Below are 23,428 nucleotides of genomic sequence, written 5' to 3'. Positions count from 1 at the left end.
CGTCGACGCGGCCGAAGACGCCGACCGGTCGTCAGCGGGCGCCGGTGACATCGGTCCCGCGTCGGCCCGGGGCAGCGCGGGACCGGGGAGTGGTACCTCACTCGTCCGGGGAGAACCGGATCGTCCCGGCGGGGACGGACGCCCCGCACCGGATGCGTTGCACCGAGTCCTGCCTCCCGGCGGGCGGAAGGTCACGCGACGCTTCCGCAGACCGTGTGAGTGTCCGCCGTGGGCGGCGTCACCGCGCGTTCTTCTCCGGCGCGGTGTAGACGTACTCCTCGATCCGGTCGATGTGATCGTCCTCGAACCGGAAATACACCACGGCGTGGACCTCATCGGAGGAACCGCCGGCCAGATTCAGGCGCAGCACATGCTGCTGGAAAAGCTCGCTTCCGTTGTGAACCTGTCGGGTCACCTCGTACCGGAGGGAGTCGACGTTGGTGACAAAGGACTTGAAATGGTCGAGGCGGTCACTCATCGCCACCTCCCCCTCACCGTCGTTCTGCCATACGACGGCCTTTTCGGTGCACAGCGCCAGGGCACCGGAAAAGTCGTACGCCTCCAGCCGCCGCAGAAACTCATTGACGAGCACACGCAGGCCCTGTGTCATGCCGGACCACCTTTTCACGTCGAATGATTGCTCTCACACTATCGAGGAGTCACATTCTCACGGTCAAGATGATTATGTCGATGCATTGGATCGCCTAGGTCCATGAAGCGTTGCGGTCGGACTGGATCACAGAGTGCGATGTGCTAGATCGACAGAATGAGTTTGACTTGTGTCGGCTGACTCATTAGCAGTAGCCAGGACGCCTCCGCAGGAATATCGTAATTCGCTCAGGATTCATACCGCCACGGACGCCGGAAATCCCAGTGACCCCGCCGTTCTGGAGCTTTTCACCATGACGAACATTCACCGTGCCGCCGGTGCCGATCTGGTGCGGGACTTCGCCCTGCCGATCCCCTCGAAGGTGATCTGCGAGATGCTCGGGGTGCCGTACAAGGACCACGAGATGTTCCAGCTCGACAGCCAGGTGCTGATGAGCTTCGAGGCGGACGAGGTCAGCCGGGGCGCGGCCAGCCAGCGGCTGGAGGCGTATCTCGGCGAGCTGATCAGGCAGCGGATCGCCGAACCACAGGGCGATCTGCTCAGCCGGCTGATCGCCCGGAGCAACGATACCGACCGGCCGCTGGAAGTGGGCGAGCCGGCCACGCTCAGCGTGCTGCTGCTGGTCACCGGGCACGAGACCACCGCCAACATGATCACGCCGGGCATGCTGATGCTGCTGGAGAACCCCGGGAAGCTGGCCGAGTTGCGGGCCGATCCGGACCTGATCGGTACCGCCGTGGAGGAGCTGCTGTGCTATCTGTCGGTGATCCAGTTCGGTCTGCTCCGCCATGCGACCCAGGACGTCACCATCGGCGGTATCGAGGTGAAGGCAGGCGAGTGGCTGGTCGCGGCCGTCCCCTCCGGCAACCGGGACGAGAGCGTGTTCCCGTCCTCGGACACCCTGGACCTCGGGCGACAGGTCCGCACCAACCTGGCATTCGGCTTCGGCGCACATGTGCGCATCGGCCAGCACCTGGCCCGGATCGAGCTCCAGGTCGCGCTGTCCACGCTGCTGCGCCGCATACCGGAGCTCCGGCTGGCCGAACCGCTGGCGCAGTCCGAGTTCAAGCGCAACGACATCGTCTACGGCCTGCAGAGCATGCGCGTCAGGTGGTGACGACCGGGCCGATGAGGCCGTCCGGCCACGCGGCGAAGACCTAGGCGTTCTCCACCCCGAAGGCGGGTTCAGCCGCGAAACTCCGCCGGGCGCTCGGGGGACGCCTCGGACAGCGCTCGGGCGACCGCGTCGGCGCCGGCCTGCAGCCCGTACACCGGGGTGCCCGGCTGCTGGCGCCAGGAGTCGTCGAGGGAGCCCGCGTCGACGGTGTCGAAGCCCAGTTCGTCGATGAGGGCCCGGACGGTCTTCTTCGCGGCCGGGTCGTCGGCGGCGACCGGCAGGGCGAGCCGCTCGGGCGAGCCCGCCGGGCGGAACGCGTTCAACAGGTCCTCCGCGTAGGTGCCGTTGAACGCCTTGACGACCGGGCGGCCGAGCTGGCGCTCGGTCCAGCGGCTCTCGGTCAGCTCCTCGTCCTCGATGCCGGCGATACGGCCGTCGCGGGGCCGGGGGTAGTAGTTGCCGGTGTCGATGACGACCAGGTCGCCGGACGCGCCGTCGAAGAGCCCCGAGGGCAGGTCGGGCACGCTCTTCAGGGGTAGAGCGACCACCACGACCTCGGCGTCGCGGACGGCGTCGGTGACGGTGGCGGGGGTCGCGCCCGTCTCCTCTGCCAGGGCGGTCAGCGTCCCGGGGCCGCGCGAGTTGGCCACGGACACCTCATGACCGAGCGCGCTGAGCCGCCGGGTGAGGTTGCCGCCGATATTCCCGGCGCCGATGACACCGATCTTCATGAAAACCTCCCGCAGGACATACGAACTTCGCTGCCGCATGACTTTACCCAGGCAACGTGAATCTATGTAGCCGTTTCCATTGAATCGTACGAAGCGATCCAGTCCATCAATAAGTTCCGCTTGACCGGCATCAGCGGAACCATTGATAGTGAAATTTAGTGTGACCGCGACCGGTCAATGGGAAGGGACACCGGATGAGGGGCGGCCAAGTAATTCCGGACCGCCGACCGATCTCGTCGGCGGTATTCGCCACGATCGATACGGGTGGGTGATGGCGCAGTCGCACTCTCCCAGCGACCACCACGCGGCCCGGCGGAGTTCTCGCACGCCCCCGCACGCCCCCGCGGGCGCCGCGCGACGTCCCCGTGATGACAAGGAATGGGTCAGTGACCAGGACGGACAAAATCATTCGGTTCGTGGAAGAACAGTTCTTGATCGACTTCGGTGACGACGTGACACCGCAGAGCGATCTCTTCAAGGAAGGGATCATCGATTCCTTCGGATACGTCCAACTGATGTCCTTCCTGGAGAAGGAATTCTCGCTGGAGATCGAGAGCGCGGAGTTCCTGCTGGAGGTCCCGGCCACGCTGGAGGCGATCGACAGGTTCGTGGCCGACCGGATGGACCGCAGCGGTACGCCGGGAGGCGCCCCGTGTGCGGAGTAGCGGGGTACGTCCCCTCCTCGCCCGGTGCGGAGCCCCGCCCCGAGGTCGTCGCCGGCATGCTGTCGGAGATCCGCCACCGCGGACCCGACGAGGTGGGCTACTACCTGGACGACGGTCTCGCCATGGGGACCGTGCGGCTGGCGATCGTCGATCTGGCGACGGGTGCGCAGCCCATGTCGGATGCCACGGAGCGCTACTGGATCTGCTTCAACGGCGAGTTGTACAACCACATCGAGCTGCGTGAGGAACTGCGCGGGCTCGGCCGGCCGTTCCGTACCCGGTCGGACACGGAGGTCGTCCTCCAGGCATGGATCCAGTGGGGGCCGGACTGCCTGACCCGGTTCAACGGGGCGTTCGCCTTCGCCGTCCGGGACGCCGTCGCCGACGAACTCTTCCTCGCCCGCGACCGGTACGGCAAGCGCCCGCTGTTCCACACGAGCGGCCCCGGCGGGTTCCTCTTCGCCTCGGAGATGAAGGCGTTCCGCGCCGTCCCGGGTTTCCGTTTCGCACTCGACCCCCATGAGCTGAAGACGGTCTTCGGGATCTGGACCCCGCTGCCGGACCGGTCCCCGTTCAAGGGGGTGAGCCAGCTTCCCCCCGGCAGCTTCCTCACCCTCCGCGGGGGCCGGCCCGCGGTGCACACGTATGAGGAACTCTCCGTCACCGCCGAGCCGTTCACCGGTACGGCGGCCCAGGCGGCCGAGCTGGTGCGCGACACCCTGCGCACCAGCGTCGAGGTACGGCTGCGCAGCGATGTCGAGGTCGGGGTCTATCTGAGCGGCGGCCTCGACTCGTCCGTCGTCACCAGGCTCGCCACCGACCTCTCCTCCCACGAGGTCCGCACCTTCTCCGTTGAGTTCGAGGACCGGGCCCTCGACGAGTCGGGCAGCCAGCACTCCGTCGCGGACTACCTGGGCACCCGCCATTCCGCCATCACGATCTCCACGGCCGACATCACGGAGAACTTCCCCGCCGCCGTCCACCACGCCGAGTTCCCCGTCTTCCGTACGGCCCTCGTCCCGATGTACCTGCTGTCGCGGCACGTACGCGACGCCGGAATCAAGACGATCCTGAGCGGAGAAGGCGCGGACGAGGCCTTCCTCGGCTACTCGCTGTTCCGCGAGACCATGCTGCGCGCCTCCTGGAACGGCCTCTCCCCCGAGGAGCGGCAGCGCCGGATCGCGGTGCTGCATCCGGAACTCGGCCACTTCGGACCCGAGCACCGGGTCCATGTGGCGGGGCTGCTCAGTCAGTTCTCCGAGGAGCGGCTGCCGGGGCTGTTCTCGCATGAACTGCGCTACCAGAACGGTCGGTTCGCCCAGCGGCTGCTCCAGGACCGCACCGAGCCGTTCGCCGATCTGCTCGCGCTGGTCGGGAACACGCCCGGCTATGCCGGCCTGTCCCCGACCCAGAAGGCGCAGTGGCTGGAGTTCCGGACCCTGCTGGCCGGCTATCTGCTGTCCAGCCAGGGGGAGCGGATGGGGCTCGCCCACGGGGTGGAGAACCGCTGCCCGTTCCTCGACCCGGCCGTGGTGCGCGCCGCCGCCTCGGCCAATCTGCGCTTCGACGACGGATGGGAGGAGAAGGCCGTGCTCAAGGAGGCGTTCCGCGGACTCCTCCCGGCGGATCCGCTCTCCCGGCGCAAGCAGCCCTACCGCGCCCCGGGCGGCGTCGCCTTCCAGGAGCACCGGCCGGACTATCTGGAGCTGGTTCTCTCGGAGCGGGAACTCAAGAAGATCGACGGTATCGACCCGGTCTTCGCCGAGCGGCTGGTCCGCAAGGTCCTGGCCACTCCCCCGGACGGGATCAGCACCAAGGAGGACCAGGCGTTCGTCCTGCTTCTCTCGACCGCCCTGCTCAACCAGCAGTTCGTGACGGACGGGAACGGCCCCATGCGTATTCCATCGGACGCCCAGATGAACCTGACCACGGTGATCGACCGCCGCGGGTCCTTACTCCTTCCCGGAGGGCGGCGATGACCACGCGCGCGTACGTTCCGGCCGAGGACGGCGTCGCAGTGATCGGGCTGGCACTGCGGATGCCCGGCTCCGAGACCCTGCCGGAGTTCTTCGGGCATCTGGTCGCGGGCCGGTCGCTGATCTCCGAGGTGCCGCCCGAACGATGGTCCAAGGAGCGTTGGTTCGGCAGCCCCAGGCGAGGCGCCGAGAAGACGAATAGCGTCTGGGGCGGCTTCATCGAGGAGGCGGACCGTTTCGACGCCGCCTTCTTCAGCATCTCCCCGCGCGAGGCGGCAAGCATGGACCCCCAGCAGCGCTTCGCCCTGGAACTGGCCTGGCACGCCATCGAGGACGCGGGCTACCGCGCGGGCGAGCTGGCGGGCACCCGGACCGGCGTCTTCATGGGGGTCTGCCACGCCGACTACGCGGAACTGATGGAACGCGACGGGGCCAGGACCGACGCCTATTTCCCCACCGGCACCGCGTACTCGATCATCTCCAACCGGATCTCGTACCACCTGGACTTCCAGGGCCCCAGCATCACCAATGACACCGCGTGCTCCAGTTCGCTGGTCTCGGTCTACGAGGCGGTGTCCGCGCTGCGCAACGGCGACTGCGCGCTGGCCCTGGCCGGCGGGGTGAATCTGTGCTGGTCGCCCAAACACTTCGTCGCCTTCAGCCAGGCGAGCATGCTGTCGCCCACCGGCCGCTGCCGGGCCTTCGACCAGGGGGCCGACGGGTATGTGCGCGGCGAGGGCGGCGCAGTGCTGCTGCTGAAGCCACTGGCACAGGCGGTCGCCGACGACGATCCGGTGTACGCGGTGATCAGGGGTGTCGCCACCAACCACGGCGGCCGGACCAATTCGCTCACCGTCACCAATCCGGTCGCGCAGGCGAGCCTGATCGAGGGGCTCTACACCCGGGCGGGCATCCGTCCGGAGACCGTGTCCTATATCGAGGCCCATGGTCCAGGTACGCCGGTCGGCGACCCCATCGAGGTGCTCGCGCTCAAGCGCGCCTTCCGCGAGCTGCACCGGGCGCAGGGCACGGAACCCGTGCCGGGGACCATCGGCATCGGCTCGGTCAAGACCAACATCGGGCATCTGGAGGGCGCGGCGGGCGTCGCCGGGATGGTCAAGGTGATCGCCGCCCTCCGGGAACGGGTGCTCCCCGCGACCGCCGGTTTCACCGAACCGAACAAGCTGATCGAGCTGGATGGCAGTCCATTCCGGATCGTGAGCGAGACCGAGCCGTGGGCCGAGCCGCCCGCGGGTCCGGACGCCGCCCCGGTGCCCCGGCGTGCCGGGGTCAGCTCCTTCGGCTTCGGCGGGACCAACGCTCATGTCGTCCTGGAGGAGTACCTGCCCGGCGACCGGCCGGACTGCGGGGCCGAGGAGCCGGGCGCCTGTGTCGTACCCCTCTCGGCACGTACCCCGGAGCGCCTGCGCCGGGTGGCGAAGGACCTGCACACGTTTCTGACCGCGTCCTCCACCGCCGATACTCCGGCCGGTGCGTCGCCGCGCCTCGCCGATATCGCGTACACCCTCCGGACCGGCCGTGAGCCGATGCCCGCGCGGGTCGCCTTCGTGGTGACGGACCGACGGCAACTCCTGCTCGCTCTGCGCGAGTTCGCGGATGGAATGCTGAGCGACACCGCCGCGCACGACCGTACCGGGGCACCGGACACGGACGGTCTCGCCGAGCTGTCGGAGACCGCCCGGCGGTGGGCCGAGGGCGGCGAGACGGGCTGGTCCCCGCTGCCGGGCCACCCGCACGGGCGCCGAGTGCGGCTGCCCGGCTACCCCTTCGCCCGGGAACGCCACTGGTTCCGGACCCGCCCCGAGAACGCCACGACCACCGGCACGCTCCACCCCCTCGTGCACCGCAACACCTCCCGCCTCGGCGAACAGCGCTACACCTCGGTCTTCACCGGCGACGAGCCGTTCCTCGACGACCACCGCGTGGACGGGGCGCGGGTGCTGCCGGCCGCCGCCCAGCTGGAGATGGTCCGCGCCGCGGTGTCGTACGCCACCGGTCACGAGGACCCGGCCGCCACGGCACTCCGGCTGACCGACACGGCCTGGCTGCGCCCGCTGGTGGCGGACGGGCAGCCGCTCCAGGTTCGGGTGGTGCTCACCCCCGGGGACGACGGCGCCCTCGGGTACGAGATCCGTACCGGGGACGAGGAGGCCGGCGCCGCCGTGGTGCACAGCCGGGGCATCGCCTCGGTCGGCCCGGCGGAGGAGCGCGAGACGCTCGACCTCGACGCGCTGCGCGCGTCCTGCGCCGCTCGCCGCGACCCCGCCGAGGTGTACGCGGGCTTCCGCGAGGCGGGTCTGCGGTACGGGCCTGCCCTGCGCGGACTCACCGGGATCCACCTCGGGTCGGGGGAACTGCTCGCGCGGATCGAGCGGCCCGCAACGGACATCGCGGTGGCGCTGCCGCCGAGCGTGCTGGACGCGGCGCTCCAGGCGTCGCTGGTCCTCCGGTCCGCCCTGAACCCCGGGGCGGAGCAGGCGCTGACGCTGCCGCTCGCCCTTGACCGCCTCGACGTCCACGGCACGTGCGGGGACGCCGTCTGGGCCTGGGTCCGCCACCGGCGCGGCGGCAAGGAGCTCGCCGTCTTCGACATCGACCTGTGCGACGACAACGGCACGGTCCTGGCCCGGCTGCGCGGTCTCGCGCAGCGGACCGTCACCGAACCGGCGGAACCCGCCGAGCCGTCCGCCCCCATCGGGCCGGGCGTGGTGGCAGCCACCTCGCGCTGGGTGGAGGCTGCGCCCGCCGGCACGGCCGAGCCCGGCACGGTGCACGGCTTCGTCGCCGGGATGCCCGAGCCGTTCGTCTCCGGGCTGTCCGGTGCGACCGGCCTCCCCTTCACCGCCCTGCCCGGCGTCCCCCTCGACGCCGTGGCGGACGGTGTCACCGTCGTACTGGACCGTGTCCTCGGGCGGATCCAGGAACTGCTGCGCTCGAAACCGAGGGGAACGCACCGCTTCCTCGTGCTGGTCGACGACCGGGTGCCGCGCTTCTGCCACGCGCCGCTCGTCGGCCTCTTCCGGACCCTGCACCTGGAGAACCCGTCCGTGTCCGGGCGGGTGGTCCGGGTCGCCGGCCTCGACACCGCGCCGTCCGGGCGGATCGCGGAGATCGTGCGCCAGGAGGCCGCCGATCCCGTCGTCGCCGACGCCGAGATCCGTCGCAGCGCCGACGGCGTCCGCCGCACCTGGCGTCCGGTCGCCGTCGAACCCGCCGCCGGTCCGGAGGTCCCGCCGCTGAAGAAGGGCGGGGTCTACTGGCTGACCGGGGGCCTCGGCGGCCTCGGCCGGAACGTCGCCCGCTACTTCGCCCGGCAGGACGGTGTCACCGTGGTGCTCAGCGGCCGGACCCCGGCCGGGGCGGCGACCGACGAGGCACTGGCCGGGCTGCGCGCGGCCGGGGTCGACGCGCACTACCTCGCCGCCGACGCGGGCAGCGCGCAGGACGTGGAGCGCGCCGTCCGCACCATCGTGCGCGAGCACGGGTCGCTGGACGGAATCGTGCACGCGGCGGGGACGCTGCGGGACGCCTATCTCCTCACCAAGGACCCCCGCGAGGTGGCGGAGGTACTGGCGCCGAAGGTGGCCGGTGTCCTCCACCTCGACGCGGCCACCCGCGGCCTCGCCCTCGACTTCCTGGTGCTCTTCTCCTCCGTCGCCGGGGTGTACGGCAGCGCGGGCCAGGGCGACTACGCGGCGGCCAACGCCTTCCTGGACGCCTTCGCCCGACACCGGCAGACGCTGGTGGACGCCGGGGAGCGGACCGGCCGGACCGTGGCGGTGAGCTGGCCGCTGTGGGCGGACGGCGGGATGACGATGGACGAGGTGACCCTCGCGTCGATGCGCCGGCAGCGCGGCTGGGAGCCGCTGCCCACGGAGGACGGTCTGCGGGTCCTGGGGCGCGCGCTGCTCGACTCGCCGGAGCACCTCGTCCTCGCGTACGGCGCCGACGCCTCCCTCACCGCCGAGCCGCAGGCCGCGCCCGCCGCGGTGCCCGCCCCGCCCGTCCGGGCCCCGGGCGGGCTCTCCGGGGACGACCTGGTGGCGCGTACGACGGAGGTGCTGAAGCAGGTGCTGGGCGAGGTGCTGCACCACGACCCGGCGGCCCTCGACACCACCGTCGGCCTGGTCGACTACGGGATCGACTCGCTCGCCATCCTGGAGGCCACCGAGCGGCTCGGCAAGGTCACCGGGCCGCTGCCCAAGACGCTCTTCTTCGAGTACCTCGACATCGAAGGCGTCGTCGGCTATCTCGTCGAGGAGCACCGGACGGCGCTTGAATCCCATTTCGGCGCGGCACCGGAGCGGACGCCCGAGCCGGTGGCGAAGACCGAGCCGTCCGCCGTACCTGAACCGTCCGCCGTGTCCGGAGCGTCAGCCGCGCCCAAACCGTCGGCCGTCCCCGGGCCGGATGAGGCGTCCGCACGCCGGGACCTGGCACCGGTGGAGGTCCGGGCCGCCGCGGCCGGGGCCCCGGCCGCCGCCACGTCCGACGACCGCCACGACATCGCGATCATCGGTATCTCCGGCGCCTACCCCGGCGCCGAGACCCTGGACGAGCTGTGGTCGGTCCTCGAAGAAGGGCGCCACCTCTTCCGGGAGGTGCCCCGCGAGCGCTGGGACCACGACACGATCTACAGCAGCGAGCGCAGTGTCCCCGGCAAGAGCGCCATCCGTACCGGGACGTTCCTCGGGGAGATCGACACCTTCGACCCCCGATACTTCCGGGTCTCCAAGCGCGAGGCAGAACGGATGTCACCGGAGGTCCGCCTCTTCCTGCGGGCCGGTGTCGAGGCGCTGGAGGACGCGGGGTACTCCCGCGAGACGATCCAGCGCCAATACCAGGGCGACGTCGGCGTGCTCGTCGGCTCCATGAGCAACCACTACGGTCTCTACGGCTTCCAGAACAGCCTGACCCGCGGGGCCCCGGCGACCGGCAGCTACACCGGCACGCTGCCCAACATGCTGTCGTACTTCTACGGGTTCACCGGGCCGTCGATCTTCCTCGACACCATGTGCTCGGGTTCGTCGACGTGTGTGCACCAGGCCGTGCAGATGCTGCGGGCCGGCGAGTGCCGGATGGTAGTCGCCGGAGGGGTGAACCTCCTGCTGCACCCGTACAACCTCATCACCTCCTCACACGAGCACTTCACCACCGCGACCTCCGATGTCATCCGGAGTTTCGGGCTCGGCGCGGACGGGACCATCCTCGGCGAGGGCGTCGGCGCCGTGGTGCTCAAGCCGCTGATCGACGCCGAGCGGGACGGTGACCGGATCCACGCCGTCATCAAGGGCACCGCGATCACCAACGCCGGTGTGCGCAACGGGTTCACCGTGCCCAACCCGCGGATGCAGGCCCGTGCCATCGAGAAGGCGATCGACGACGCCGGCGTCGACCCGCGCACCATCAGCTATGTGGAGGGCCACGGTTCCGGCACCTCGCTCGGCGATCCGATCGAGGTCAGGGCCCTCACCACGGCGTTCGGCAAGTACACTCGGGACACGCAGTTCTGCGCCCTGGGGTCGGTCAAGTCCAACATGGGACACCTGCTGCACGCGGCCGGCATGGTCGGCCTGGCGAAGGTGGTCCTCCAGCTCAAGAAGCGCACCCTCGTCCCCTCGCTCCACAGCGAGCAGCTGAATCCCGACATCTCCTTCGCCGACACACCCTTCCGGGTGCAGCGGGAACGCACCGAGTGGGAACCGGCAGTCACGGTGGAGAACGGATCCACGACCGTCCATCCACGGCGGGCCGGTATCACCTCCATCGGTGCGGGCGGTATGAACTCGCACATCGTCGTGGAGGAGTACATCGACCGAACCGGCCCCCGGGCACCGCGGCCGGACGGGCCCGAGTTGTTCGTCTTCTCCGCGATGACCGACACCGTGCTGGAGACCTCGCTCCGGCGGTTCAGGGACTTCCTGGCGGCGGCGGACGAGGCGGACCTGCCCTCGATCGCCCATACGCTCCGGGTCGGCAAGAACGAACTGCCGTGCCGCTGGGCCTTCCTGGCCCAGAACCTCGCCGATGCCGTCGCGGCCGTCGACCGTTGTCTGGCCGGTGACCGTGACCAGGCCGCCGCGCTCACCGCTACCGGCCCGCGCGCCTCGGCCGCCCGTGAACTGGCCCTCGCCTGGACCGGTGGCGGTGGCGTCGACTGGGCCCCGCTCACCGGCGCCCGCCCGCCCCGGCGGATCTCGCTGCCGGCCTACCCGTTCGAGCGGGTGCGGTGCTGGGTGGACCCGGAGCCGGGCGCACCCGACGTCACCGCGCCGCTGGCCCTGAGTGGGAAACCGCATCCGTTCCTCGGGGCCAACCACTCCGACATCGACGGGCTGCGCTACGGTCTGGACGTCCACCTCGACGACCTCGCCGACTACGGCTGCCCGCAGGACAAGGTGCGGGGCATCGTCCCGACCTTCGCCGTCGATCTGGCGCTCGCCGTCGGGAAGGTCTCCGGACTCACCGGCACCCCGCGCGTCAAGGGCCTGCGCCTGTACGGCCCGGTCCCCTGGGACGCCACCGCCCGTCTGGTCACCACGGTCACCGTCCGGGGCCGGGAGGAAGCCGTCGGGGCCGTGTTCCGCGAGGACGGGACGGGAGCGCGTACCCCGGTCGCCGACTTCGCGGTGTACCCGGACAACCGGCGGGCCGCGCCGGACACCGTGCGGCTCGGCGGCGACGGTACGCGCGCCCTGGACCGGGAGGAGGTGCTGGCCGAACTGGCCGAGGGCGGCATCACCCCCGACCCCTTGCTGTGCGGGGTGCACGGCGCGCACTGGCTGCCGGACGGACAGCTCGTCCTCGATGTGTCCGTCCCGGAGCTTCGCCGGGATCACACCCGGAGAAACGTCAGTATCGCCCCGCATGTCCTCGCGGCGATCGCCCATGGTGTCCAGCTCTTCGCCAGGCGGGCCGGTGAACCCGCCTGGGCACGGCAAGTCCCGTACCGGATCGACGACATACGTCTCTTCGGTGACGCACGGGACGGCGACGACGTGGCCCAGGTGTTCCTCGACCTGCCGACGCGGCCCGATACCCCCGGCGGCCGGGTCCGGCTGGCGGACCGCGACGGCCGGGTCCTGGCCGAACTGGTGGGCGTGCGGTGGGGCGAGGGCGGTACGGAGTCCGCGGCCACAGAGGCGGAGCGCAGCGGTACGCCGGTGCCTGCCATCGCTGAGCAGCGGGCGCTCGCGTCCGGCCCTCCGGAACCGCCCGAGGACGAGAGCGGGGCGCTGGTCGCCTTCACGGTCGGTGAACTCCGCCGTATCGCGGCGGACATCCTGAAGTTCGATGCCGAGGAACTGGATGTCCACACCGGTTTCGACGCCTTCGGCTTCGACTCCATCTCGCTCGTCGCGTTCAGCACGCTCATCAAGGAGTCGCTCGGTGCCGAGCTGACCCCCGCGGTCTTCTTCGATCTGACCACGCTGGACCGGCTGGGCCGCCATCTGGTCACCGAGTTCGGGCACCAGCTCGACACCGCGCGGGAAGGCTCGAAACCGCCGGTCCCGTCGATGCCTTCGGTACCGCGGACGGCTGTGACCGAGCCGGCTCCATCCGCCGCGACCGGCCGGGAGAGCCGTGCCCCGGAACGCCGCGACGGGCCGGTGCCCATCGCCGTCATCGGTGCCGCCGGGCGCTTCCCCGGCTCACCCGACCTGGACACCTACTGGTCGCGGCTCGTCGAAGGCCGGGACTGCGTCTCGGAGTTCCCCGTCCACCGCTACAACGACGCCTACCGGCGGATCGTGGAGAAGGCCGATTTCCCGCGCCACGCGGGTGTCGTCGACGATGTCGACGCGTTCGACGCCGGCTTCTTCCAGATCTACCCGCGGGAAGCCGAGCTGATGGACCCCCAGCACCGGCTCGCCCTGGAGACGGTCTGGAGCGCGATCGAGGACAGCGGGTACACCCGGGCCGGACTACCGAGGAACACCGGGCTCTACTTCGGTGTCTCGGGCACCGACTACGCCACTCTGCTCACCACCCACGGCGTCGAACCGGACGCGTTCACCTCCACCGGCAACGCCCATTCCATGCTGGTCAACCGGATCTCGTACATCCTCGACATCCGGGGCCCGAGCCAGCCCGTGGACACGGCCTGCTCCAGTTCCCTGGTCGCCGTGCACCGCGCGCTGGAGGCCATCCGCTCCGGCGTGTGCGATCTGGCGATCGCCGGCGGGGTCAATCTCCTGCTCAGTGTGGACACCTTCGTCAGCGCCCATCGCGCCGGGATGCTGAGCCCGACCGGCCGGTGCCGGACCTTCGCGCGGGACGCGGACGGCTATGTGCGCGGGGAGGGCGTCGGCGCGCTGGTGCTCAAGCCGCTCGACGCCGCCGAGCGGGACGGTGACCCGATCCTCGGCGTGCTCGTCGGCAGCGCCGAGAACCACGGCGGCCGCGCCAACTCCCTGACGGCGCCCAACGCAGACGCCCAGGCCGAGCTGGTCCAGGCGGCGATGGCGGGCATCGAGCCGGACACCGTCGACTACATCGAGACCCACGGCACCGGAACCGTGCTCGGCGACCCCGTCGAGGTACGCGCGCTGCGCACCGCCTACAAACGGCTCGGCAGCACCCCCCTGGCGGACGTCGTGCTGGGCTCGGTGAAGACCAACATCGGCCATCTGGAGGCGGCGGCAGGTGTCGCCGGGCTGCTGAAGGTGCTGCTCGCCCTGGAGCACGGTGTCATCCCGGCGACCCGTAACTGCGCGGACCTCAACCCCTATCTCGAACTCGAAGGAGGCCCTTTCCGCGTCGGGCGCGAGAACGAGCCCTGGCGACGCCGCTCGGTCCCGCGGCGGGCCGGGATCAGCAGCTTCGGCTTCGGCGGCGCCAACTGCCATGTGGTCGTCGAGGAGTACACCCCGGGCGCCCTGCCCGACCCGGACGCCGAGGACACCCCTGTGATCGTCCCGCTGTCGGCTCGTACCCCAGGACAACTGAGCCAGGTCGCGCACAGGCTGCTCGCCCATCTGGAACGGACGCCCGAGCCGCCGTCGTTGCGCGCGCTGGCCTGGACTCTCCAGTCCGGACGGGAGGCGATGGCCGAGCGCGTCGGCTGGGTCGTCGGATCGCTGCGTGAACTCACCGACCGCCTGCGGAACTTCACAAAGGACGGCGAGAACATCGGGAACGGGGTCAGGGGCAGTGCCGTCCGGCCGGTCACCGATTCCGTGCCCCTGGTGCCGAACGGCGACCCGGTCCGTCTGCTGGCCCGCTGGACCGCGGGGGCGGCCGTGGACTGGCGGCCGCTGTACGGGGCGTCGGCGCCCCGGCGGGTGCGGCTGCCCGGCTATCCCTTCGCCCGTGAGCGCTACTGGATCCCGGGTGCCGCGCCGGAGCGGCCGGACGACCCGGGCCGGGCCTGGAGCGGCACCGCGCTGCTGGTCCCCCGCTGGAAGCCGAAGCCCGCGCCCACGAGCGGCCCGCAGCGGCCGGAGCGCCATGTGGTGATCCTGTGCGGGGCGCTCGCCGCCGCGCGGGAATCCGCCGAGCGCCAGGTGACGGGCGTGCGATGGGCGACGGCCGAAACCGGCGCACAACGCCTCGACAGCTGTTTCGGCGCTGTCTCCCGGCAGGTCTTCGAGACCGTGCGCGAGCTGGCCACCGACACCTCGGCCGGCCGCACGCTGGTCCAGGTGGTGGCGCCCATCGGTGGCGACGACATCGTTCATCTGGCCCTCGCCGGTCTGCTGCGTACCGCGGCGGCGGAGGACCCCACCCTCACCGGGCAGCTCATCGGCCTCGACCTCACTGGTCGCGACGGGCCGGACGGCCCGGCGCTCGCCGCCCTGGTGGCGGAGAACGCGCGGGCCACCGGGGACGAGGTCGTCCTCCAGCGGGACGCGGTGCGCTCCGTCCTCACCTGGGAGCGGGCCGAGCCCGCGCCCGGGGACGACGCCTCCGGACCGTGGCGCGACGGCGGCGTCTATCTGATCACCGGCGGCGCGGGCGGCATCGGTGCGGTGATCGCCCGTGCCATCGCCCGGGACGTCGCCGGTGCAACGCTGGTCCTGGCCGGCCGCTCGCCCCGGGACGCGCGGATCGACGCGCTCCTCGCGGAGCTGCGTGCAGCGGGGGCCGCCGCCCGGTACGCGCGGGCGGATGTCTCACGCTGGGAGGAGGTGCGCCACCTCGTCGAGGACGTCCGGGAGCGGGACGGGGGCCCGCACGGGATCGTGCACTGCGCGGGGGTGGTGCGCGACGGCGCCCTGGTACGCAAGACGGAGCGGGAGTGGGCGGACGTCCTCTCGCCGAAGGCGGACGCCGTCGTCCACCTCGACCGCGCGGTGGGCGAAGCGCCCCTGGACTTCCTGCTGCTGTGCTCCTCCGGCTCGGCGGTCACCGGCAATCCCGGTCAGGCGGACTACGCCACCGCCAACGCCTTCCTCGACGCCTTCGCCGTACGACGCAACGCGCGTGCCGCCGCCGGGGAACGCTTCGGACGCGCCCTGTCGCTGGCCTGGCCGCTGTGGCGCGAGGGCGGAATGACCGTCGACGACGCCGCCCTGAAGCGTCTGTGGCAGAGCCGGGGCCTGGCCCCGATGGATTCCGCGGACGGCATCGACGCACTGGTCCGTGCCTGGCGGCTGGACGGCGAGGGGCAGGTCTGGATCCACCACGGAGACCTCGACCGGATCCCGGTCACCCCCTCACCGGCAACCGCCGTGCGGGACGTAACAGAAGCACCGGCAACCGCCGTACGGGACGTAACAGAAGCACCGGCGACATCCGTGCGCACCGCCGCGGAGGCGCTGCGCGGCCTCACCGGTCTCTTCGCCGAGGTCACCAAGGTCCCACCGGGCGACATCGACCCGGACGCGCCGCTGCACACCCTGGGGCTGGACTCGATCATGGTGGTGCAGCTCAACAAGGAGCTGGCTCTCAGACACGGAGAGGTGTCGAAGACCCTCTTCTACGAGCTTCCGACGCTCCGGGCGATCGCCGGGCACCTCACCCCTGCGCAGGACGGGCCGCGTGATACCGACGGCAGGTCCGGCGAGCCCACCCGGGACTCGGGGCCGGCGCCGTCCGAGCCCCGGCCGCTGCCCGCCACGCCCGCCGGGCGGCGGGAGCCCATCGCCGTCATCGGGATGAGCGGACGCTACCCGGGCGCCCCGGACCTCACCGCGTTCTGGGAGAACCTCAAGGCGGGGCGCGACCGCATCGGTGAGATCCCGGCCGACCGCTGGCCGAGGGAAGGCTTCTACGAGCCGGACCGTGCCAAGGCGATCGCCACCGGGCGCAGTTACAGCAAATGGGGCGGGTTCCTCGACGGCTTCGCGGACTTCGACCCGATGTTCTTCCGGATCGCCCCCCGGGACGCCTACGCCATGGACCCGCAGGAGCGGCTGTTCCTCCAGGCGGCCTGGGAGGTCGTGGAGGACGCCGGTTACACCCCCGGGGAACTCGGCGGCCGTCATGGCGGCCGGGTCGGGGTCTTCGCCGGTGTCACCAAGTCCGGCCACGCCCGCTACGGCGCGCGCAGACTGCCCTCGGGCGAGACGGTGGTCCCGGCACTGTCGTTCGCGTCGCTGAGTTCCCGGACCTCGCACGTCCTTGATCTGCACGGGCCGAGTCTGACCATCGACACGATGTGCTCGGCGTCCCTCACCGCGATCCACGAGGCGTGCGAGCATCTGTACCAGGGCTCCTGCGAGGCGGCCATCGCCGGCGGGGTGAATCTGTATCTCCACCCGCTGGACTACATCGAGCTGTGCCGTTCCAACATGCTGTCGACCGGTCCCGAGCTGCGCAGCTTCGGCAGCGGCTGTGACGGCTTCGTACCGGGCGAGGGTGTGGGCGCGGTGCTGCTCAAGCCGCTCTCCCGGGCGCTGGCCGACGGCGACCGGGTGCTGGCGGTGATCCGGGGCACGAGCGTCAACCACGGTGGCCGCACCCACGGTTACACGGTGCCCAGTCCCACGGCCCAGGCCGAGGTGATCCGTGACGCGCTCGACCGCGCGGGTGTCTCGGCCCGGGACATCGGCTACGCCGAGGCGCACGGCACCGGCACCGAACTCGGTGACCCGATCGAGGTGGCCGGTCTGACCCTGGCCTTCGCGGCGGACACGGACGACCGGGGCTTCTGCGCCCTCGGCTCCGTCAAGTCGTCCATCGGGCACCTGGAAGCCGCCGCCGGCATCGCCGGACTGACCAAGGCCGTCCTGCAACTGCGGCACAGGCAGTTTGCCCCGAGCCTGCACGCCGAGGAACTCAACCCCAACCTCGCCCTCGAACAGACCCCGTTCTTCGTCCAGCGTGACCTCGCCCACTGGCCGGGCGACCGCCCGCGTCTGGCGTCGGTCTCGTCGTTCGGTGCCGGAGGCTCGAACGCACATGTCATCTTGGAGGAACACGTGTCAGAGCCCGTAGCCGACCGGGCCACCGCCGAACACCTGGTCGTCCTGTCCGCGCGCACCCCGGACCAGCTGCGTGCTCAGGCCGCCCGTCTGGCGGAGCATCTGGACGGCGCGGGCGCGCGGGAGCGTCTCGCCGACATCGCCTTCACCCTCCAGATCGGGCGGGAGGACCGGGAAGAGCGCCTCGCCGTGGTCGCCACCTCGGTGTCCGGACTGCGCGCCGCGCTGCGCGCGCACCTGAACGGGGAAACGGACACCCCCGGCGTCCACCGGGGCACCGTCGGTAAACCCCGGAGCACCATCGCCGACCTCGCGGCGGACGAAGAGCTCGGGCATCTGCTGGTGGCCCGCTTGGCCAGGCAGGGCAAGCTCGCGGGACTCGCGGAGCTGTGGACCCAGGGGGTGGCGCCGGACTGGTACGCCCTGCACGGTCCGGACACGCCCCGTCGGATCTCGCTGCCCAGCTATCCGTTCGCCCACGACCGCTACTGGGCCGGCGACCTCGAGCCTCTCGGCACACCCGACGCGCCCGCCGCTTCCCCGGTGTTCCGCGTCGAAGAGGCCGCGCCCTTCGTGTCCGACGTCCACCACCAAGCCGCTCCCGGGGTGCCCGACGTCCGGGAAGCCGCCCCCTTCGTGCCCGGAGCCGTACCCGCAGCACGGCCCGGCCGCCCGGCACCGGCGCCCGCGGTGGCGGACGCGCGGCCCGCGCCGCCGCTCGACGAACGGGTCCGGCAGGTCGTGCTGGAGAAGCTGGCCGACGCTCTGGCCATGGAGGCCGGGGCGGTCGCGAGCGGCCACGCGTTCGCCGACTACGGGCTGGACTCCATCCTCGGCGTCCGCTTCGTCCACGAACTGAACGAGACCCTGGGCCTCGATCTCACTACCGGCGTCATCTACGACCACAGCACGGCCGACCGCCTGATCGCCCATCTGCTGCACGAGCACCGCACGGCCATCACGCTGCCCGTCCCGGATGCCCCGCCGGCCGCCGGGCCCGCTCCGGCGGCCGAGGTCGAGGCCGAGGGCCCGGCTCCGGAGGCGGGCGGCCGTGAGCCAATCGCGGTCGTCGGCATGAGCGGACGGTTCGCCGGCTCCGACTCCCTGGAGGAGCTCTGGAAGCATCTGGCGGCCGGTGACGACCTGATCGGCGAGGCGACCCGCTGGCCCCTCCCGGCGGCCGACGACACCGGCAGGCCGCGCTGCACCCGCGGTGGATTCCTCGACCGTATCGACGAGTTCGACCCGCTGTTCTTCAACATCTCCGGGGTCGAGGCCGCCGTCATGGACCCGCAGCAGCGGCTGCTGCTCGAAGAGTCCTGGAAGGCCCTGGAGGACGCGGGCTACGCTGGACGCGCGGTCGCCGAGCGCACCTGCGGTGTGTATGTCGGCTGCTGGGACGGCGACTACCAGCAGCTCGTCGGCGAGGACGCGCCCGCGCAGGCGTTCTGGGGGAACATGGCGTCCTTCGTCCCGGCCCGTGCCTCGTACTTCCTCGATCTGAAGGGGCCGGCCATCTCGGTCGAGACCTCCTGTTCCAGTTCCCTGGTCGCGATCGACCTGGCCTGCAAGGACCTCTGGTCGGACGAGACGGACATGGCCCTCGCCGGCGGTGTCTACGTCCAGACCTCCCCGCGTCTGTACGACCTCGCCGGACGCGCCGGGATGCTCTCGCCGACCGGGCGCTGCCATGCCTTCGACCACCGCGCCGACGGCTTCGTACCGGGTGAGGGTGTCGGTGTCCTGGTCCTCAAGCGACTGGCGGACGCACTCGCCGACGGCGACCACATCCACGGTGTGATCCGGGGCTCCGGCACCAACCACGACGGCGCGACCAACGGCATCACCGCCCCCAGCTCGCTCTCGCAGGAACGGCTGCTGAGCGAGGTGTACGACCGGTTCGGCGTCGATGTCGAGACGATCCAGGTCGCCGAGGCCCACGGGACCGGCACGAGGCTCGGTGACCCGATCGAGTTCCAGGCGCTGACCCGCGCCTTCCGCAAGGGCACCGACAAATCCGGTTTCTGCGCCCTCGGTTCGGTCAAAACGAACCTCGGGCACACCCAGTCCGCCGCCGGTGTCGCCGCCGTCTTCAAGGTCCTCCTCGGCATGAGGCACGGGCAGATCCCGGCCTCGCTCCACTTCGAACGGCCCAACAACGCCGTGCAGTTCGACGGCAGCCCCTTCTATCCCAGCACCCGCACCCACCCGTGGCCGAAGCCCTCGGGCACCCCGCGACGCGGTGTGGTCAGCTCCTTCGGGGCCAGCGGCACCAACGCGCATCTCGTCCTGGAGGAGCCGCCGACGGTGTCCCGGCCGCGTCCGCAGAGCCCGGCCCATCTGGTCGTGCTGTCGGCGCGTTCACGTGAGCAGCTCCAAGAGCAGGTGACGCGTCTGGCCGCGCATCTGCGCCGGGAGACCGCCCTGGACTGCGGTGACATCGCCTGGACGCTCGCCGCCGGACGCGAGCACTTCGCCCACCGCTTCGCCTGCGTGGTACGGGACCGCAACGAACTGCTGGACGTCCTGGACCAGGGGATCGACGGGCCGCAGGCGCACACCGGGGAGGCCGCCGGAGCAGGGCTGCCGGACGCCGAGGAGGCGCTGCGCCGCTGCGCCACCGGGACGGCCCTCACCCGCGCCGCGGACCTCACCGTGCTCGCCGAGCTGTTCGTCGGGGGCTCGGTGCTCGACCCCGCCCGGATCTTCCCGAGTAAGGGGCCGCGCCGGGTCCCCCTGCCCACCTACCCGTTCGCCCGCGAGCGCCACTGGGTCGGCGGAAGCCCTCTGCCGGGGCCGGCCGTCACCGAGGCCGCGTCCGACCGGCTCGTGCCCCTGGAGCCCCGCCATCCGATCCTGGCCGGTACGGCCCCGGTGCCGGGCGAACCCGGCGCCGTACGGGGCACAGCGAAGCTGACCGGCGAGGAAAGCTTCCTGCGCGACCATCTGGTGCGCGGCGAGCGGGTCCTGCCCGGGGTGGTCCATCTGGAGCTGGCCCGTGAGGTCGCCGCCCGTGCCCTCGGCACGGACACCGCGACCCCGGTCACCCTGCGGAACGTCACCTGGGTCCGCCCGCTGGTCGTGGAGGGCGCTCCGCTGGCGGTGGATGTCACGGTGCGGCCGGAGGGCGACGGCGTCGCCTTCCGGGTGGCCTCCGCGACGGACGACACGGACCCGTTCTGCGAGGGACGTGTGCTGCCCTCCGTCTCCCCGCGTCCGGCCCCGCTGGACCTGGAAGCACTGCGCGCGGGCTGCCCGGTCCGGGTGCCGGGCGCGCGGATCGGCGAGGCGATCGCCGCCAAGGACATCATCCATGGGCCGAGCCTGCGCGCGATCGAGGAGGCCCAGGTGGGGCCGGACCTGGTCGTCGCCCGTCTCTCGGCGGCACCGGGTGAGCCATATCCGTACGGTCTGCATCCCACGCTGCTCGACTCGGCGATCCAGGCGTCGGCGGCGCTGGACCTCGACGGTGCGCAGACCCCGCCCGGTGCGGTGATGGTGCCGTTCGCCCTGGACACGCTGGAGCTGTACGGCCCCTGCGTGGACGCGATGTGGGCCGTGGTCCGTACCGCGCCGGGTCGGGAGGGGCCGGACGCGCTCAGCAGGCTCGACATCGACCTGGTCGACCCAACGGGGGCGGTCCTGGTACGGATGACCGGTTACACCTCGCGGGCCGTGCCCGAGCCCGTGCCCTCGCTGTTCGCCCCGGTGTGGGAGCCGGTGCCGGAAGAGGACCTCGGGGTGTCCCCCGCGCCGCTGCCGGAGCGGACCCTGGTCGTCGGCGCCTCTGACCGGCAGTTCGCCGAGATCGCCCGGCGCTGCCCCGGGGCGCGAGCATGGCGGCTTGCGCCGAGCGCGTCGGCCGAGGAGAACGCCGCCGCGCTGCGGCCCGGCGGCCCGGTCGGACATCTGCTGTGGGTCGCCCCGGACACTGCGCCGCACCCGACGGACACCGCCGCCTTCGCCGCCGCCCAGGAACAGGGCGTCCTCGCCGCCTTCCGGATGGTCAAGGCACTGCTGCTCACCGGTCAGGGCGCCCGTCCCCTCGGCGTCACCCTGGTCACCCGCGGCGCCCAAGCCACCCATCCGGCCGAGGAGATCCGGCCGGCCCAGGCGGCCCTGCACGGCCTGTTCGGCTCGCTCGCGCAGGAATACCGCCACTGGGAGGTCCGCCGCTTCGACCTCGGCACCACCGACGGTCCGAACGCCTTCACGGACCTTCCCGCGCGGTCCACCGGCGGCACCTGGGCGCGGCGCTCGGGCCAGTGGCTGCGCCGACGGCTTGTGCCGTGCGCGACCGAGCGGCCGACGGTGGCCCCGTACCGGGAGCGCGGTGTCTACGTCGTCATCGGCGGCGCGGGCGGCCTCGGCGAGGCGTGGACCCGGCACGTGGTGGAGCGCCATGGCGCCCGAGTGGTGTGGATCGGCCGCCGCCCGCAGGACGCATCGATCGAGGCGCGGACGCGGGCGGCCGGACCCGGCGGAGAGGTCAGCTACCTTTCGGCCGACGCCACGGACCCCGAGGCGCTGCGCGCGGCCTGTGCGGAGATCAAGGCCCGGTACGGGCGAATCCACGGTGTCGTCCACGCGGCCCTGGTACTGCGCGACCGCGGCCTCGCCACCATGGAGGAGGCCGACTTCCGGGCGGGCTTGGCGGCGAAGACCGACACCAGCGTCGCCATGGCACGGGTCTTCGCCGGGGAGCCGCTCGACTTCGTCGTCTTCTTCTCCTCGCTCCAGTCGTTCGTCACGGCGGCGGGGCAGAGCAACTACGCGGCCGGTTGCGCCTTCTCCGACGCTTACGCGCATCTGCTGGCCACTCATCTGGACTGCCCGGTGAAGGTGATGAACTGGGGCTGGTGGGGATCGACCGGCAGCGTCGTCTCCGCGTTCCACCGGCAGAGCATGGCACGGTGGGGACTGCTGTCGATCGAACCGCCGGAGGCGATGGCCTCGCTCGCCACCCTGCTCGGCGGTCCCCAGCCGCAGGTGAGTTTCGTCAAGATGACTGATCCGGAGGCGATCGAGCCAATCGACATGACGCTGCGCACGACCGTGTACGGGCGTTCGCCCATGGGTGTGCCGTCCGGGGCGGCGCTGGCCCCGGCGGACCTCGCCGACGGGGACGAGCGTTTCCTACGGAGAGTGGCCGACTGGCGCCGCACCGAGCGTGATCCGCTGCTCGCCGAGCTGATGCGGGCCCATCTGGAGGCGCTGGGTGTGCTGCGGCCAGGGGAACCGGCCCCCGCCGATCCGGCGGCGGCGCGTGAGCGCGGCGGGATCGACGAGCGGTACACGATGTGGCTCGCCCATGCCCTGCGGGTCGTACCGGACCGGGCGCGGCCTCTCGACGTTCTCGGACAGCGGTGGGCCGAGCAGTGCACACGGTGGTCCGCCGATCCCGACAAGAGGGCGGAACTCGCCCTGGTCGACGCCACGTTGAAGGAGCTGCCGCATATTCTCATCGGGCGTGTCCCGGCGACGGACAGCATTTTCCCGCGCGGCTCGGTGGAGCTGGTGGAAGGCTGCTACCGGAACAACCGGGTGGCCGACACCTTCAACCGCACCATGGCGTCGGCCGCCTCGGGGATCGTCTCGGAGCTGCTGCGGAGGAACCCGGGTCACCGCATCCGGATACTGGAGATCGGGGCGGGCACCGGGGGCACCAGCGTCGGCATGTTCGCCGCGCTGCGCCCGTACTGGCACAGTGTCGAGACCTACACGTACACGGACCTGTCGAAGGCGTTCCTGAACCGCGCCCAGGCCCGGTTCGGTCCGAATGTCCCCTACCTCGACTGCCGGCGCTTCGACGTGGAGCAACCGCTCGCGGGGCAGGGCATCCCGGAGGGCGGCTACGACCTGGTCATCGCCGCCAATGTCCTGCACGCCACCCGGAACATGCGCAACACGCTGCGCAACGCCAAGTCGGCGCTGCGGGAC

The 23,428-nt window shown here is 71.5% G+C and carries 5 protein-coding genes and 1 pseudogene; 4 read left to right on the top strand and 2 right to left on the bottom strand.

Annotated features, from left to right (window positions below; translation table 11 throughout):
• Window positions 1-238: 238 nt before the first annotated feature.
• Complete coding sequence (locus OCT49_RS33590; protein WP_283855562.1) at window positions 239-610, bottom strand: nuclear transport factor 2 family protein; 372 nt, start codon at window positions 608-610, stop codon at window positions 239-241.
• Window positions 611-902: 292 nt separating this feature from the next.
• Here OCT49_RS33590 and OCT49_RS33585 point away from each other — a divergent pair, with 292 nt between their 5' ends.
• Window positions 903-1,727, top strand: a complete 825-nt coding sequence (locus tag OCT49_RS33585; protein ID WP_283855561.1) for a cytochrome P450 — start codon at window positions 903-905, stop codon at window positions 1,725-1,727.
• Window positions 1,728-1,795: 68 nt separating this feature from the next.
• Here OCT49_RS33585 and OCT49_RS33580 read toward each other — a convergent pair whose 3' ends face one another.
• Window positions 1,796-2,458 carry an NADPH-dependent F420 reductase gene (locus OCT49_RS33580; RefSeq protein ID WP_283855560.1) on the bottom strand — a complete coding sequence of 221 codons (663 nt, stop codon included), beginning with the start codon at window positions 2,456-2,458 and terminating at the stop codon, window positions 1,796-1,798.
• Between the two features lie 416 nt (window positions 2,459-2,874).
• On the opposite strand from OCT49_RS33580, the gene OCT49_RS33575 reads away from it, so the two are divergent.
• From OCT49_RS33575 to OCT49_RS33565, 3 genes and pseudogenes are all read left to right on the top strand, one after another.
• Window positions 2,875-3,123, top strand: a complete 249-nt coding sequence (locus tag OCT49_RS33575) for an acyl carrier protein (protein ID WP_283855559.1) — start codon at window positions 2,875-2,877, stop codon at window positions 3,121-3,123.
• Window positions 3,111-5,102: an asparagine synthase (glutamine-hydrolyzing) gene (asnB, locus tag OCT49_RS33570; RefSeq protein WP_283855558.1), complete on the top strand. Its 1,992-nt coding sequence runs from the start codon at window positions 3,111-3,113 to the stop codon at window positions 5,100-5,102. The genes OCT49_RS33575 and asnB overlap by 13 nt, the downstream gene beginning before the upstream one ends.
• Window positions 5,099-23,419, top strand: a pseudogene (locus tag OCT49_RS33565) (SDR family NAD(P)-dependent oxidoreductase); the annotation flags it as partial. The gene asnB and the pseudogene OCT49_RS33565, both read left to right, overlap by 4 nt.
• Window positions 23,420-23,428 lie beyond the last annotated feature (9 nt).

The organism is Streptomyces sp. ML-6 (assembly GCF_030116705.1).
Lineage (GTDB): Bacteria > Actinomycetota > Actinomycetes > Streptomycetales > Streptomycetaceae > Streptomyces.
The sequence above is the reverse complement of the archived record's forward strand: the minus strand, read 5'-3'. Positions and strand labels throughout refer to the sequence as shown.